Genomic DNA, 14,511 nt, shown 5'->3' on the forward strand with positions numbered 1-14,511 from the left:
GCAGATGAGCCAGTTCACCACCGTTGCCACCGGGTTGCGCTTTCCCGAAGGCCCTGTGGCGATGCCCGACGGCAGCGTGATCCTGGTCGAGATCGCCGCGGGGCGCATCACCCGGGTGAAGCCCGATGGATCGACCGAGACGGTGGCCGAGCCGGGCGGCGGGCCGAACGGGCTGGCGATGGGGCCGGACGGCAAGCTTTATTGCTGCAACAATGGCGGCTTCACCTATGTCGAGCGCGGCGGGCTGCTGATCCCGCACGGCCAGCCCGACGATTATTCCGGCGGACGGATCGAGCGGATCGATCTCGCCACCGGCGCGGTCGAGACGCTCTACAAGGACGGCGATTTCGGCTGCGTGCCGCGCGGGCCGAACGACATCGTGTTCGACGCCCATGGCGGCTTCTGGTTCACCGACCATGGCAAGAACCGCCAGCGCGAGCGCGACATCACCGGCATCTTCTATGCGAAGGCCGATGGCAGCTATCTGGAGGAAGTGGTCTTCCCCAGCGAGAACCCCAACGGCATCGGCCTCTCGCCCGACGGCACCACGCTCTATGCGGCGGAGACCTATACCTGCCGGCTGATGGCTTTCCATGTCACCGCGCCGGGCAAGATCGATGCGACCCCGGGGCTCGGCGGCGCGGGCATCCCGCTCCATCGGCCCGCCGGCTACAAGTTCTTCGACTCGCTCGGGGTCGAGGAGGGCGGCAATATCTGCGTGGCGACGATCGGCGAGAGCGGGATCAGCGTGATCTCGCCGGCGGGCGCGCCGGTCGAGTTCGTTCCTACGCCGGATCCTTTCACCACCAATATCTGCTGGGCCGGGCCGGGCCGGCGCACGGCGTACATCACCCTGTCAGGCACCGGGCAGCTCGTCCGCATGGACTGGCCGCGCCCGGGGCTGAAACTGGCTTACTGACTCAGGTCGCCCATTGCGCCGCGAGCTGGGCCGCCGTGCCGTTGAAGTGATCGAGGTCGAGCGACCCCGCCGCATTGCCGGGGATGCCCGGAATGTTCGCGACCTTCTCGGCATATTGCCACAGCCAATAGGTTGCCCAGCTCTTCTGCACCACCGCGGTCGGGCCATATTGCGCGAGCCACAGCCGGTGCGCGCCGAAGAAGGGATCGACACGAGTGCCGAGATCGGCCTTGGCCAGCTCCCCGCTGTAGATCACCGCCTTCCGCCCCAATTTCTGCTCGATCAGGGTCAGGAATTCGCGCGCGTTATCCAGCGTCATCTGGTTGCCGTTGGTGCGCTCGTAATCGAGCGCGACGAGGGTCTTGTCGTCGGGTTTGGCCCAGGCGAGGAAATTATCGACCTGTTGCTTGGCCGGCGCCGCCGTGCCCCAATGATAGGCGCCCCACAACATGCCCGCCGCGAGCGCCTTGGGGCGCCGGTCGTCATAGAGGTCATCCCGGCCGGTGCCGCCGGTCGTCGCCTTGTGGATGATCCCGCGAACCCCGGCGGCAAAAGCCTGGGGAAAGCTGGTCACCACATCGCCGTGATAGAGATCGAGGACGAGCGGCACCGCCGGCGGGAACGGTATCGCCGCGGCGGGTGTGACCGGCGTGCCGGTCTGCGGCACGGTCGAGGGCGCTGGCCCCGGCTTGAAGGGGCCGCAGCCACCGCTCCAGGCAAAGGCATCCTCGGCGACCTTGTACCAGAGCGGATTGCCCTCGACGGAGTCGCCCGCGACGATCGCGGAGACGGCCAGCGTGGTGCCCGCTTGCGCCTTGCGCAGGACCGGCGCGGTCGTCGATGGCGCGCCCTGGCGGAGATTGACGGTGGAGGTCGTCTGCACCTGCCCGGTGACGAGGATCTGAGCGACCATGATCAGCCCACCGATCCGTCGGCCGCGGGCGGCGTTCCCCCGGCATCCGGCCCTCCCGCATCCGGCGTCGTGGCAATCGTCACCGCGACCTCCTGCCGGGACATGAAGCCTTCGACAAAGTCGGCGCCCGAATAGCCCGCCGCCATCAGCATGAAGATCTGCTGGGTGCTGACATGAGCGAGGTCGGTGATCAGGCTCACCGCCGCCAGCGCGCCGGCGATGAAGCCGATACCGAACGATATCCAGATCCGGCTCGGCTCGATCAGGTCGCTGGTGCTGGCAGGTGTGCCGTTCGCGGCGTCGTTCAGCTTCTTGATGCCGACGATCGCGCGGATGCCCTGGCCGAGCGCTCCCATGGCGCCGCCAAGTCCGATGATCTGCAACCAGCTGACCGCATCGAGCGTAGTGGACATCGGCCTCTCCCCTCAAATCTTCAGGTGCGACTGCTCAGGCAACCATGCTTGAGGAATAAGGCCGCCCCAACAAGCGCAACTAGCATCGATCTGAGTATATCGGCGGCGTGCCCGATCGAATCGACGGCTGGCGCGCGCCGCGTGCATTTTCTGCAGGTGCAGTTGCAGCAAGCGCCCGATTGACCGGCGCGCGCGCCGATGGCTTATGCGCGTCCAAGAGGATGTTTGGAGATCACGGCGATGAAGAAGCTCTATCCCGATGCAGCGGCGGCGCTCGAGGGGCTCCTGTTCGACGGCATGACGATCTGCGCCGGCGGATTCGGCCTGTGCGGCATTCCCGAGCGGCTGATCGACGCGATCCGCGATGCGGGAACGAAGGACCTGACCATCGCCAGCAACAATGCCGGCGTGGACGGCGAGGGACTGGGCAAGCTGCTGCGCAGCCGCCAGGTCAGGAAGATGATCAGCTCCTATGTCGGCGAGAACAAGGAGTTCGAGCGGCAGTACCTGGCGGGCGAACTCGAGGTGGAATTCTGCCCCCAGGGCACCCTGGCCGAGCGCTGCCGCGCGGGCGGCGCCGGTATCCCGGGCTTCTATACGAAGACCGGCGTCGGCACGCAGGTGGCCGAGGGCAAGGAAGTGAAGGTCTTCGACGGCCAGGAATATATCCTGGAGCGCGGCATCCGCTCGGATATCTCGATCATCAAAGGCTGGAAGGCCGACGAGAGCGGCAATCTGATCTTCCGCAAGACCGCCCGCAACTTCAATGCGCCGATGGCGACCGCGGGGAAAATCTGCGTCGCCGAGGTGGAGGAAGTGGTGCCGGTCGGGTCGCTCGATCCCGACTGCATCCATCTGCCGGGGATCTATGTGAAGCGGATGATCGTAGGGTCGCCCTACGACAAGAAGATCGAGTTCCGCACGGTCCGCGAGCGGGTGGCGGCGTGAGAAAGCCTCTTTCTCTTAAGCCCCTCCCCTTCAGGGGAGGGGTTTGGGGTGGGGCATTCCGGCAAGACCGGCGCGTGACGATTGTGGAGTCCCCAACCCCAACCCCTCCCCTGAAGGAGAGGGGCTTTATTATGGCGTCGGCACTGATCCTCGCAGGCTGCGCGCATGCGGAGGCGCCTGTGCAGGTCGCACCTGCGCCTTATGTGCCGCCGGTCGAGGCATCACCGCCACCGCAGCCTCCAATACCTGTGCCTCCCCCCGCCCCGACCGTCCCGCCGGGCATGCAGTATCTTTACGGCTCCGGCGAAGGCTCGGCGATCAGCCTCCAGGCGTGGCGCGGGCTTACCACCTATGTCGCGCAGCAAGTGCGCAGGCGGCCACGCGACAGCGTCGTCCTCGCCACCGGCGCGACGCTTGCCGCGCCCAGCTTCGTGCCGTGCGGCAGGAAACCCTTCGCCGCGGTGTTCGACGTGGATGAGACCGTGCTGCTCAACCTCGGCTTCGAATATTCGGAAGCCGCCAACCCGCACCCCTATGACGAGGCGCATTGGCAGGCCTGGGAAAAGACCGGCGCCGACAAGGTCGCCCCCGTCCCCGGCGCCGTCGATGCGCTGAATCGGCTGCGCAAGCTCGGCATAACGGTGGTGTTCAACACCAACCGCTCGGCCGGCAACGCCGCCCAGACCAGCGCCGCGATCGAAGGCGCCGGGCTTGGCCCGGCGGTGCATGGCGAAACCATGTTCCTGTCGGGCGACGACGCCATGGGATCGAAGAAGGACGGCCGCCGCGCGGTGATTTCCGCCAAATATTGCGTGCTCGCGATGGGCGGCGATCAGCTCGGCGATTTCAGCGATCTGTTCAATGCCGGCCTCGCGCCATCCCCGCGCCGCGCGACCACCCTGGCACCGCCGGTCGCGGCCAAATGGGGCGCTGGCTGGTTCGTGCTCCCCAACCCCGTCTATGGCAGCGGCCTCAAGGGCGGATTCGACGACGTATTTCCTGCAGACAAGCGCTGGGTCGAGCCCGCGCCCACGGAGAAGTAAGACATGGCCTGGACCCGTGACGACATGGCGGCGCGTGCCGCGCGCGAACTGCAGGACGGATTCTACGTCAATCTCGGCATCGGCATCCCGACTCTGGTCGCGAACCACATCCCCGAGGGCGTGACCGTCACGCTTCAGTCCGAGAACGGCATGCTCGGCATCGGGCCGTTCCCCTATGACGACGAGGTCGACCCGGACCTGATCAATGCCGGCAAGCAGACGATCAGCGAGCTGCCGCAATCGGCCTATTTCAGCTCGTCGGACAGCTTTGCGATGATCCGCGGCGGGCATATCGACCTGACCGTGCTCGGCGCGATGGAAGTGGCCGAGAATGGCGACATCGCCAACTGGATGATCCCGGGCAAGATGATCAAGGGCATGGGCGGCGCGATGGATCTGGTCGCCGGGGTGAAGAAGATCATCGTCGTGATGGAGCACAATTCGAAGTCCGGCGACCCGAAGTTCATCCCCGCCTGCACCCTGCCGCTGACCGGCAAGAATGTGGTCGACATGATCATCACCGATCTCGCGGTGTTCCAGCGCCCCGACCATCAGTCGCCCTTCCGGCTGATCGAGACCGCGCCCGGCGTGACCGCGGATGAGGTCGCGGCGAAGACGACGGCAAAGTATCTGGCCTGATGGCCTATACCCTCATCACCGCCAACCGGAATTATTCGAGTTGGTCGCTGCGGCCCTGGCTGTTGATGAAGGCGCTCGGCATAAAGTTCGGGGAGCGGTTCGAACCCTTCGCCAAGCCGGACAATTACGAGGAATTCCGCGCCTTCTCGCCGAGCGGGCAGGTGCCGGTGCTGATCGACGGCGATCGCACGATCTGGGATTCGTTCGGAATCATTTTGTACCTTGCCGAGCGCCATCAAGGCGTCTGGCCGCGGGATGAGGCGGCGCGGGCCTGGGCGGTCTGCGCGGCGACCGAGATGCATGGCGGCTTCGGCGCGCTGCGCAACGACTGCACGATGAATGTCGGAGTCCGCGTCGCACCCAACCCGCCCTCCCCCGCCCTCGCGCGCCAGATCGCGCGGCTAGGCGAACTCTGGGCCGAAGGCCTGTCGCGCTTCGGCGGGCCGTGGCTGGCGGGTCCGGATTTCTCGGCGGTCGACGCCTTTTACGCGCCGGTCGCCTTCCGCGTGCGCACCTATGGCCTCGATGTCGGCGCGGCTGGTGCCGCATGGGTCGCGCGCATCCTCGATCATCCGGCGATGCTCGATTGGGAAAAGGTCGCGCTGACCGAAAGCTGGCGCGAGGCGGCGCATGAGGCCGAACTCGCCGCCGCGGGAACCATCACCGCCGACTTCCGGGTGTGATGCGGCGTGCGTTCGCCGCCGTCGCGCTCCTCATCCTCGTCTTGCTCGGGCTGACGGTGGCGTTCGTCTCCCCGCCCGGACTGCTGAGCCTGGTTGACGGCACGATGGGCGGTGGCAGCGGTGCGAGCCGGCCCGGCAGCTCTCTGCCCTTCGGCACCCACGGCCAGACGCTCGACGTGTGGCGGCCGGCCGGCAAGCCCGGCGCGACACGCCCGGTGCTGATCTTCTGGTATGGCGGTGGCTGGGCGAAGGGCGACCGCCGCGCTTATGCCTTTGCCGCCCGCGCTTTCGCCAAGGCCGGCTTCGTCGTGGTCGTGCCGGACTATCGCAAGGTACCGGGCGTGCGGTTCCCGGCCTTCCTGCAGGACGGCGCCGAGGCGGTGAAATGGACCCGCGACCATGTGGCCGACTTCGGCGGCGACCCGCACCGCATCGCCATCGCCGGCCATTCCGCCGGTGCCTATACCGTCGCTATGCTCGCGCTCGACCGGCGCTGGCTCGAAGCGGAGGGTGTCGACCCCGGCATCGTCAGGGCAGCGATCGGGCTGAGCGGACCCTATGATTTCTATCCCTGGACTTCGCCGCGATCGGAAGCGGCGATGATGGGCGTGGCTGACCCGGCAATGACTCAGCCGATCCATTTCGCGCGTGCCGATGCGCCGCCGATGCTGCTCGTCACGGGGGACACGGACACGACCGTCAGGCCGCGCAACGCCATCCATCTCGAGGCGCGGCTGAAGGCGCTCGGCGCGCCGGTGACCTTGCGCATCCATCCCGGCCTCGATCACGAGGATGTGGTGATGGCGCTCTCCAAACCGTTCCGCGCGAAGGCGCCGGTACTGGCGGAAAGCGTCGCTTTCCTGGATACTGTGCTCCAATAACCGCTGTATTGCAGCCATAACACGCGCGGGAGTAGGGGAGCGGGCATGAAAATGGCGATTCTTCTCCCGCTCCTCCTTGCTGCCATGCCTGCCGAACGCGACTGGTCGCAGGCGCTGCGCCAGGACGCCAAGGCACTGCATGACGATGCCGCGACCAATCATCCCGGGCCGATCAACACGCTCGACCCCGACTTCGCCAAACGCAATGACCAGGGCCTCGCGCTGGCGCTGAAACGTGCCGGACAGGTGCATGATTTCGCTGGCTATTGGTATGCGATGAAAGCTTATGTCGCGTCATTCGAGGACGGGCATATGGGTTTCGGCACGACCGGCGACGCGCCGAAGTTCGATACGAAATGGCCCGGCTTCCTGACCGGTTTCGATGCGGCCGGTGCCCAGCGCGTGGTGTCGCGCGCGGACGATGCGCCGCTGCCGCTCGGCGCCCGGCTCGCCTCATGCGGTGGCGTGCCGGCTGACTCGCTCGCGGCGGAGAATGTTGGGGCGTTCGAGGGCCGCTGGTTTCTGAAATCCCGCCATATTTGGCGCGGCGGCGAGCTGTTCGTCGATCGCGGCAATCCCTTCATCAAGCGGCCCGCGACCTGCGTGTTCGAGGTCGGCGGCAGGCTCGAACAGATCAGCCTCACCTGGAAAGCGATCGCGCCCGAAGCGCTCACGCCGCGGCTGTGGACCGCCAGCCAGCTGATCCGCCCGCCGGTCGGGGCGCGAACGCTGCCCGATGGAACGCGCTGGTATGCGCTCAGCGATTTCAACGGAGACCCCTCCTCGGACGCCGGGCGCAACCTGCCCGGCGTGATCGCGGGCATGAAGGCGGATCGCGCCGCGCTGGTCGCGGCGCCGGCGATCATACTCGACCTGCGCGGCAATAATGGCGGATCGTCCGACTGGTCGCGCCAGATCGCCGCGATCCTGTGGGGCGAGCAACGCTTCGCCGGGCTCGATATCGATTCGGACTCGGTCGAATGGCGAGCATCCGAAGCCAATATCGCGTCGCTGGTCGAGACACGCGAACAGCGCAAGGCGATCCTCTCGCCCGAGGCGAGGAAATGGTTCGACCGCACCATCGCCGGCATGCAGGCAGCCCATGCCAAAGGCGAGAAGCTGTGGCGCGACCCGGAGGACAAGGAGCCGCCGGTCCCCGGCGACCCTCCCCTCCCGCCGCGCGGGCCGGTCTATTTCGTCACCGATTCGGGCTGCGGGTCGGCCTGTCTCGATGCGGCCGATCTGTGGAAGGCGCTGGGCGCGATCCAGATCGGCCAGCAGACCAGCGCCGACACGCTCTACATGGACGTGCGCCAGAGCGTGCTGCCGAGCGGCATCTCGCGCCTGTCGGTGCCGATGAAGGTCTATCGCGGGCGCAAGCGCGGATCGAACATGCCGCTCGATCCGGTGCATGTCTTTCCGGGCAATCTGCGCGATACGGCGGCGCTCGAGGCATGGGTCGCGACCCTGCCCGAACGGAGGAAGTGAATGCGGATATTGCTGACCGGATCGAGCGGCTGGCTCGGACGCTATCTTGCGCCCCGGCTGTGCGGGCTTGGCCATGAGGTCACCGGCCTCGACGTCGCACCGGGGACCGACACCGATGTCGTGGGCAGCGTCGCCGACCGGGCGCTGATCGACCGGCTGTTCGGCGAGCGCGGGATCGAGGCGGTGATCCATGGCGGCGCGCTGCACAAGCCGGACATCGTGCGCTACCCGAACCAGACATTCATCGACGTGAACAGCAGCGGTACGCTCAACCTGCTCGAAGCGGCGGTCGCCAACCGCGCGAGCCGGTTCGTCTTCACCTCGACCACCTCGCTGATGATTTCGACCGCGATCCGCGAGGCGCGCGGCGAGACGGCGGTGTGGATCGACGAGGAGATGGCGCCGCTCGAGCCGCGCAATATCTACGGCGTGACCAAGCTCGCCGCCGAGCAGCTCTGCCGCCTGATCCATGTGGATCACGGCCTGCCCGTCATCATCCTGCGCACCTCGCGCTTCTTCCCCGAGGACGACGACACCCATCTGGCGCTGTCCGGCGAGAACATGAAGGCGAACGAACTGCTCCACCGCCGGCTGACGGTGGAGGATGCGGCCGAGGCACATATCGTTGCGCTCGCGCGGGCGCCGGAGATCGGGTTCGGGACTTTCATCGTCTCCGCCCCCACGCCGTTCGCGCGGGACGAGATGGCCGCGTTGAAGGCCGATGCACCCGCGGCGATCGCGCGGCTCTTCCCGGAGGCGGCTGGGCTCTATGCGCGGCGCGGCTGGCAGCTGCCGCAGTCGATCGACCGGGTATATGACGCCAGTCTTGCGGAGCGGGTGCTTGGTTTCCGGTGCGACACCGATTTCGCGGCGGTGCTCGACGCGCTCCGCAACGGGGCAGACCTGCCCTTCGCCCATGACGCCGACTATGTTTCGCCGAAGGAAGCCTTCGTCGCAGATTAGTCGCTCCTGTCGCGCGACCGCAGCAGCGGCCGGCTGTTCCCCCTAGGCGCCCCGCTCGATTTTTTGAGGAAGCGGGGAAATTGTCGTGCGGATAGTGAAGCGGATCGCCCTCGGGCTGATCGCGATCATCGTGCTTGCGGTTGTGGTGCTGTACACAGGATCGGAATGGAAGTTGCGCCGTGGCTATGACGTGGCGCTGACGCCGGTCGCGGTGCCGCATGACGCCGCATCGATCGCCGAGGGTGCGCGCCTCGCCAGGATCACCGGCTGCCGCGACTGCCATGGCGCCAATGGCGGCGGCGCGGTGCTGCTGAAGGACCCGATGCTCGGCACCATCGCCTCGCCGCCCTTTTCGCAGGTGGCGGCGCGCTACAGCGATGCCGAGCTGCTCCGCGCGATCCGCCACGGCGTGCGCCGCGACGGCAGCGCGCTGTTCATCATGCCGACCGATGCGCACACCTATCTGGCGGACGACGATGCCGCACGGATCATCGCCTGGATCCGCTCGCTCAAGCCGCAGCCGACCGATTCGCGCGAGACGATGCGCCTGGGGCCGCTGGGCCGCGGGCTCGTCCTCGCCGGCCAAGTGCGCCCGAGCGTCCAGATCCCCGAGATCTCCGCGCACACGCGGCCGGCGGATGTCGGCAAATATTTCGTCGATATCTCCTGCGCCGCCTGCCACAAGATGCACGAACCCTCGCCGGCGCACCACGGCAAGCAGATCGTGCCGGCGCTGGCCCCGATCGCCGCGGCCTATGACCCGGCTGCGTTCCGTACCCTGTTGCGGACCGGGGTGGGCGCCTCGAAGCGCGATCTTGGCCTGATGCGGATGGTTGCGGTCGCCGGCATGCACGCGCTGACCGACGAGGAGATCGCGGCGATCCAGGCGTATCTGACGGCGGAGGCGGCGCGCGTGCCGGCGCAATAGTCGGGAGCGAGTTCCTCGCTGTTACCGTCGCGCAGCCTCCCTGTTCCGCGCATTTTTCTCCCTGTTATTCAGGAACAGGGAGAATTGTCATCAAGCAACTGAAATACAATGATAATATTTCCAACAAAGTTGGAGATAACAGGGAGGAAAAAATCGGCCCCTGTCCGCCGCGATATCAGAGAGGGGGGCGGCACCTCCCGCCGCAGGCGAGGGAGGCTTGATTCAACCGCCCGGTAAAAGCTGCTTTCATGCGGCGATCCTTCTTCCATGGAGCGCTGACATGACGAGACGTAAAGGTGAATTGGACAAGGCAGGTGCGGCGGCGACAGGGAGCCCGCCTGTCGGACCGGGCAAGCCGCCGGTCGAATATCGTTTCCAGCAGGGGCGATCGGGCAACCCGGCCGGGCGGCCCCGCCGATCGGGCGCGCCGGGAGACCGGTTGCTCGGTGCGACGGAGCCGACACGACAGATGATCCTGGAGGAAGCGTATCGGATGGTGGAGATACGCGACGGCGACACGGTGACCGCGCTGCCGATGAATCGCGCGGTGTTCCGCGCGATGGGCATCGCGGCACTGAACGGAAACCCGACTGCACAACGCCGCTGGGCTGCGATGGTGCAGGAGACGGAAGCCGTGCAGAAGCGGGCACAACTGGCGATCTACAATGTGATCGAGCGCGAGGCCAGGGAGCGTGCGGCCAAGCGGCGCGAATGGTACGAGACGGCCGAGGAGCAGGACCCCTATGCCGAGGATATCCTTGTCGACTCGCGATCGGGGTCGGTGGTGATCCGGGATATGGGAAATGATGGCTGATGCCGGGGCAGGCGCTTCTATAGCGGGAGATCGGCGTGCTCGATCGTTTCCTGGTCCATGGCCATACCACCACGTCCATCGCCCAATCCCCCCTGTCCCCGGACGCCCGCTCCCGCTTCCTGCCGCCTGAAGGCCGACAGCCCATCGCTCGACAAGGCTTGATCTGGGTGACTATGTAACATAACACTAGCCTGAGAATTGTCGCAAATGGTTGGTCAATGACGGTGGGTGGTCAGTCGAGCGTGCGCTCCGGGCGCAGAAGGGCGCCACAGCTTCGCGCCCGGCTCGATGCCGCGCCGGCTCGGTCACTGCTGCCCGAGCGTATACGCACGGGATGGCTCGCTTTCCTTCTGGCGGTCACCCTTGCCCTTTCGTGGCAGAGCTTCCTCACCCAGACGCACCAGCATCTCGCATCCGCCTTCACCGCGGCAACGGCGCAGGGTGCGGGCACCACCGCGGCGCTTCCGGACCGCACGTCTTCCGATCAGCCGGCCACCTGCCCGATCTGCCGTGAGATCGCCCATAGCGGCTATTATCTCTTCCCGACCCTTGCCGTCTTCGACGCTCCGATAGCGACGACGTTCGGCTTTGGCGCGACGGTGGCACTTCGCCCCGTCCTCGTCCGGCGCTCGCACGCCTGGCAGAGTCGCGCCCCTCCCGTCCTGCTCCAAGCCTGAGGAACCGCCACCCGCGAAAGGGGGACGCGCCTGTGCGCGTCCATATGCGTGGCGTTTCCATCCGCCCTGTCGACAAGGTTCCTGGAGTATCTTTTCATGCGTCATCTGTATCTGCTGAGCGCTGCCTCGATCGCGCTCGCCCTCCCCGCCGGCGCCTATGCCGCGCCCAACGACACGCCGCCCGATGCCGCCGATGCGGCACCCGCCGATTCAGCGCCGGGCGGACAAAGCACCGCCAGCAATCCGCCCAACGACATCATCGTCACCGGCGTGCTCCAACAAAGCGAGAAGGACGTGCTGTCCGGAACCTCGATCCTGACCGGCGAGGAACTGACCCGCGACCTGCGTCCGAGCATCGGCGAAACGCTCGCCAGGCAGCCGGGCGTCTCGGCCACCTCGTTCGGCCCAAGCGCGTCGCGCCCGATCCTGCGCGGCTTCCAGGGCGAGCGGGTGCGCGTGCTGACCGACGGCATCGGATCGATCGACGTCTCGAACACCTCGGTCGACCATGCGGTCGTCATCGATCCGCTGCTCGCCGAGCGGGTCGAGGTGCTCCGGGGTCCCTCGGCGCTGCTATACGGATCGTCGGCGATCGGCGGCGTCGTCAATGTCATCGACAGCCGGATTCCGCGCAGCGTCCCGGCCAATGGCTACCGGGTCAACGCGATCGCCAGCTACGGCTCGGCCGCGAACGAACGCTCGGTCGGCGGTGCCGGCGACGTCGCGATCGGCAGCAAGATCGTGCTCCATGCCGACGGCTCCTATCTGAAGAGCGACGACCTGCACATCGGCGGCTATGTCCTCTCGCCCGGCGCCCGAGCCCAGGCATTGGCCGCGGCAGCCGGCCCGACCGCGCCGGACGACCCCGATTTCGCGGCGACGGCGGTGCTGAAGGATACGTTGCCCAACAGCGCCGCCAGGACCTGGACCGCTGGTGTCGGCGCGTCGATCATCACCGATACCGGCAGCCTCGGCATTTCCTACAGCCATTATGACAGCTTCTACGGCGTGCCGATCCGCTATGCGACCGCATCGGGCGAGGAGCAGGAGGCGCCGCGGCTGAGCCTGCTCCAGAACCGGTTCGACCTGCGCGGCGAGGTCGATACCGGCGGCGGCTTCCTCAAGCAGATCCGGCTGCGCGCGGGCTATGCCAATTACCGGCATTTCGAGTTGGAGGAGGACGGGTCGGTCGGCACTGCCTTCTACAACAAAGGGATCGAAGGCCGGCTCGAGCTGGTGCAATCGACCCGTGGCGGCTGGAGCGGCGCGTCGGGCGTGCAGTTCTTCAACCGCGACTTCAACGTCGTCGGCGACGAGGCCTTCCTGCCGAAGAACTCCACCAGCCAGATCGGCTTGTTCACGCTGCAACAGGTCGATCTGGGCCCACTGCGCGCCGAGGGTGGCCTGCGCTACGAATCGAGCGATCTGGAAGCGAACCCCGAAGACGGCGATCTCCGCTTCTTCTCGGGCAAACGCCATTTCGACGCCGTCTCGGGATCGGCGGGCTTGTCCTATGCACTCGCCGACGGCGTCCGCCTGGGCATCAACGTCTCCCGCACCGAGCGCGCGCCGTCGGCGGAGGAGCTGTTCGCCCGTGGCGGCCATGCCGGCACGCAATCCTGGGAAGTCGGAAGTCCCGACTTCAGGCTCGAGAAGTCCTGGGGCATCGAGGGCACGCTGCACGTCCACCGGGAAGGGTTCAGCCTGGACGCCTCCGCCTATTACAACTGGTTCTCCAACTATATCTCCGAGAATCAGGTCGACCCTTCGGTCTGCGAGGCGGTGGCGGCACCGAGCGGCCGCGAGGTCGACCTGCCCTGCTTCCAGTTCCAGCAGGCCGATGCCCGCTATTACGGGTTCGAGGCCGATGCGTCGCTGCGCGTCGCGCGGATCGGCGGCTATACGATCAACGTCGATGCGCTGGGCGACTATGTCCATGCCAATATCGTCGATATGGGGCCGGTGCCGCGCATCCCGCCGATGCGCGTGCTCGGCGGCGTCGAGGCGCAGTCGAACCGCGTGACCGGCCGGGTCGAGGTCGAGCATGTGTTCGACCAGGACCGGATCGCGCCGTTCGAGACGGAGACCAGCGCCTATACGCTGGTCAACGCGTCGATCGGGTTCAAGCCGATCGCCGGCAACGACAAGATCTCGCTGCTGCTCAGCGCCAACAACCTGTTCGACGTCGATGCCCGGCGCCATTCGAGCTTCCTCAAGGATTTCGCGCCGCTCGCGGGCCGCGATCTCCGCGTGACGGTGCGCGCCGGCTTCTAAAGCGGACAGCAACGCGGCGCCCGCTCGTGCCGATGTCCTCCTCGTTGGGGGCGTGGGCACGGGCGGGTGCCGCCAGCGAACAGAATTGGAGACTATATGTACTGCGGACAGCAGGCAGCCGGCGCGCCCGTCACCGACTGGGTCGAACGGGCGGCGGTCGGCGCGTCGATCCTATGCCTGATCCATTGCGCCGGGTTGCCGCTGCTGCTGGCGGCGCTGCCGGCGCTGTCCCGGCTGATCGCGCTGCCGGAGCAATTCCACCTGTGGATCCTGATCCTCGCGGTCCCTGCCTCGGGCACGGCACTGCTCCTGGGCGCCGTGCGCCATCGAACCTGGCGCCCGCTGGCTGCCGGATGCGTCGGCCTTGCGCTCCTCTCGGCCGGCGCGCTCCTCCTGCTCGGGAGCAGGTACGAGACTCCCGTTACCATCGCGGGGAGCCTCTGCCTCGTATTGGCGCATATCGACAACTGGCGACTGCGCCACCGCCGCCACCGCCATGGCTGAGAAGAGGCGTCGTGCCGGCTATCTGCGGGAGACGATCCTCCAGTCGCTGCACGCTGCGCCCCGGCCGCTCAGCGCGCTTGAGCTGAGGCAGATATTCCACCGACAGGGGGATCCGATCGGGCCCAATTTGATCTTCCGGGGGATCCGGCAGCTCATCGAGTGCGGCGCGATCCGCAAGGTCCTGGTTGCACGAGGTTATGCACCAGGATGTGGCGACCGCAAGGTGACCCTGTTCTGTAGACGATGCGGCCAGGTGACCGAGATCGCCTGCGCTGACGCGTTCGACGCGCTCGACGAGGTTGCTATGGCGGACGGCTTCACGGTCTCGCGCCACATCGTGGAAGTCTCCGGAGTCTGCGGGTCGTGCGCGCCGACCGCAGCCCCCGAAGGAGCGCCTGGCGACGGACCGGGCGCCTGACGCCCA

At 66.9% G+C, this 14,511-nt stretch carries 16 protein-coding genes; 14 read left to right on the top strand and 2 right to left on the bottom strand.

Annotated features, from left to right (window positions below; translation table 11 throughout):
• Positions 1-4: 4 nt before the first annotated feature.
• Complete coding sequence (locus tag AC1RT8_RS19385; protein WP_493077559.1) at positions 5-919, top strand: SMP-30/gluconolactonase/LRE family protein; 915 nt, start codon at positions 5-7, stop codon at positions 917-919.
• 1 nt (position 920) lies between these two features.
• Here the strand turns inward: AC1RT8_RS19385 and AC1RT8_RS19390 are convergent, their stop codons facing one another.
• Positions 921-1,832 carry a glycoside hydrolase family 25 protein gene (locus AC1RT8_RS19390; RefSeq protein ID WP_493077561.1) on the bottom strand — a complete coding sequence of 304 codons (912 nt, stop codon included), beginning with the start codon at positions 1,830-1,832 and terminating at the stop codon, positions 921-923.
• A 2-nt stretch (positions 1,833-1,834) separates the two neighbouring features.
• The gene (locus AC1RT8_RS19395; RefSeq protein ID WP_493077562.1) at positions 1,835-2,245 is read right to left on the bottom strand and encodes a hypothetical protein; all 411 of its coding nucleotides are present in this window, start codon (positions 2,243-2,245) and stop codon (positions 1,835-1,837) included.
• A 240-nt stretch (positions 2,246-2,485) separates the two neighbouring features.
• On the opposite strand from AC1RT8_RS19395, the gene AC1RT8_RS19400 reads away from it, so the two are divergent.
• The 13 genes from AC1RT8_RS19400 to AC1RT8_RS19460 all read left to right on the top strand — a co-directional run bounded on the left by AC1RT8_RS19400 (position 2,486) and on the right by AC1RT8_RS19460 (position 14,505).
• Positions 2,486-3,193, top strand: a complete 708-nt coding sequence (locus AC1RT8_RS19400) for a CoA transferase subunit A (protein ID WP_493077564.1) — start codon at positions 2,486-2,488, stop codon at positions 3,191-3,193.
• 131 nt (positions 3,194-3,324) lie between these two features.
• Positions 3,325-4,236 carry an HAD family acid phosphatase gene (locus AC1RT8_RS19405; protein ID WP_493077566.1) on the top strand — a complete coding sequence of 304 codons (912 nt, stop codon included), beginning with the start codon at positions 3,325-3,327 and terminating at the stop codon, positions 4,234-4,236.
• A 3-nt stretch (positions 4,237-4,239) separates the two neighbouring features.
• On the top strand, positions 4,240-4,875 hold the full coding sequence (locus tag AC1RT8_RS19410) for a CoA transferase subunit B (RefSeq protein WP_493077568.1): 636 nt from the start codon (positions 4,240-4,242) through the stop codon (positions 4,873-4,875).
• On the top strand, positions 4,875-5,558 hold the full coding sequence (locus AC1RT8_RS19415; RefSeq protein WP_493077569.1) for a glutathione S-transferase family protein: 684 nt from the start codon (positions 4,875-4,877) through the stop codon (positions 5,556-5,558). Before AC1RT8_RS19410 ends, AC1RT8_RS19415 begins: the two co-directional genes overlap by 1 nt.
• Positions 5,558-6,439, top strand: coding sequence for an alpha/beta hydrolase (locus AC1RT8_RS19420; RefSeq protein ID WP_493077571.1), 882 nt, complete (start codon positions 5,558-5,560; stop codon positions 6,437-6,439). The genes AC1RT8_RS19415 and AC1RT8_RS19420 overlap by 1 nt, the downstream gene beginning before the upstream one ends.
• Before the next feature lie 51 nt (positions 6,440-6,490).
• The gene (locus AC1RT8_RS19425) at positions 6,491-7,927 is read left to right on the top strand and encodes a S41 family peptidase (RefSeq protein WP_493077573.1); all 1,437 of its coding nucleotides are present in this window, start codon (positions 6,491-6,493) and stop codon (positions 7,925-7,927) included.
• On the top strand, positions 7,928-8,890 hold the full coding sequence (locus tag AC1RT8_RS19430) for an NAD-dependent epimerase/dehydratase family protein (protein WP_493077575.1): 963 nt from the start codon (positions 7,928-7,930) through the stop codon (positions 8,888-8,890).
• Positions 8,891-8,984: 94 nt separating this feature from the next.
• Entirely contained in the window at positions 8,985-9,818 is an 834-nt protein-coding gene (locus AC1RT8_RS19435) for a c-type cytochrome (protein WP_493077576.1), read from the top strand.
• Positions 9,819-10,098: 280 nt separating this feature from the next.
• Positions 10,099-10,632: a DUF5681 domain-containing protein gene (locus tag AC1RT8_RS19440; RefSeq protein ID WP_493077578.1), complete on the top strand. Its 534-nt coding sequence runs from the start codon at positions 10,099-10,101 to the stop codon at positions 10,630-10,632.
• A gap of 218 nt (positions 10,633-10,850) precedes the next feature.
• The gene (locus tag AC1RT8_RS19445) at positions 10,851-11,309 is read left to right on the top strand and encodes a DUF2946 family protein (RefSeq protein WP_493077580.1); all 459 of its coding nucleotides are present in this window, start codon (positions 10,851-10,853) and stop codon (positions 11,307-11,309) included.
• Between the two features lie 96 nt (positions 11,310-11,405).
• Positions 11,406-13,583: a TonB-dependent receptor gene (locus AC1RT8_RS19450; RefSeq protein WP_493077582.1), complete on the top strand. Its 2,178-nt coding sequence runs from the start codon at positions 11,406-11,408 to the stop codon at positions 13,581-13,583.
• 96 nt (positions 13,584-13,679) lie between these two features.
• A complete protein-coding gene (locus AC1RT8_RS19455; protein ID WP_493077583.1) occupies positions 13,680-14,087 on the top strand; it encodes a MerC domain-containing protein in 408 nt (135 codons plus the stop codon).
• A complete protein-coding gene (locus tag AC1RT8_RS19460) occupies positions 14,080-14,505 on the top strand; it encodes a Fur family transcriptional regulator (protein ID WP_493077585.1) in 426 nt (141 codons plus the stop codon). The genes AC1RT8_RS19455 and AC1RT8_RS19460 overlap by 8 nt, the downstream gene beginning before the upstream one ends.
• Positions 14,506-14,511: the final 6 nt, after the last annotated feature.

The organism is Sphingomonas sp. GW821-FHT10F11 (assembly GCF_058809095.1).

Coding starts and splice junctions, on each gene's coding strand:
- AC1RT8_RS19385 (WP_493077559.1), top strand. CDS start 5: ATGAGCCAGTTCACCACCGTTGCCACCGGGTTGCGCTTTCCCGAAGGC.
- AC1RT8_RS19390 (WP_493077561.1), bottom strand. CDS start 1,832: ATGGTCGCTCAGATCCTCGTCACCGGGCAGGTGCAGACGACCTCCACC.
- AC1RT8_RS19395 (WP_493077562.1), bottom strand. CDS start 2,245: ATGTCCACTACGCTCGATGCGGTCAGCTGGTTGCAGATCATCGGACTT.
- AC1RT8_RS19400 (WP_493077564.1), top strand. CDS start 2,486: ATGAAGAAGCTCTATCCCGATGCAGCGGCGGCGCTCGAGGGGCTCCTG.
- AC1RT8_RS19405 (WP_493077566.1), top strand. CDS start 3,325: ATGGCGTCGGCACTGATCCTCGCAGGCTGCGCGCATGCGGAGGCGCCT.
- AC1RT8_RS19410 (WP_493077568.1), top strand. CDS start 4,240: ATGGCCTGGACCCGTGACGACATGGCGGCGCGTGCCGCGCGCGAACTG.
- AC1RT8_RS19415 (WP_493077569.1), top strand. CDS start 4,875: ATGGCCTATACCCTCATCACCGCCAACCGGAATTATTCGAGTTGGTCG.
- AC1RT8_RS19420 (WP_493077571.1), top strand. CDS start 5,558: ATGCGGCGTGCGTTCGCCGCCGTCGCGCTCCTCATCCTCGTCTTGCTC.
- AC1RT8_RS19425 (WP_493077573.1), top strand. CDS start 6,491: ATGGCGATTCTTCTCCCGCTCCTCCTTGCTGCCATGCCTGCCGAACGC.
- AC1RT8_RS19430 (WP_493077575.1), top strand. CDS start 7,928: ATGCGGATATTGCTGACCGGATCGAGCGGCTGGCTCGGACGCTATCTT.
- AC1RT8_RS19440 (WP_493077578.1), top strand. CDS start 10,099: ATGACGAGACGTAAAGGTGAATTGGACAAGGCAGGTGCGGCGGCGACA.
- AC1RT8_RS19445 (WP_493077580.1), top strand. CDS start 10,851: ATGACGGTGGGTGGTCAGTCGAGCGTGCGCTCCGGGCGCAGAAGGGCG.
- AC1RT8_RS19450 (WP_493077582.1), top strand. CDS start 11,406: ATGCGTCATCTGTATCTGCTGAGCGCTGCCTCGATCGCGCTCGCCCTC.
- AC1RT8_RS19455 (WP_493077583.1), top strand. CDS start 13,680: ATGTACTGCGGACAGCAGGCAGCCGGCGCGCCCGTCACCGACTGGGTC.
- AC1RT8_RS19460 (WP_493077585.1), top strand. CDS start 14,080: ATGGCTGAGAAGAGGCGTCGTGCCGGCTATCTGCGGGAGACGATCCTC.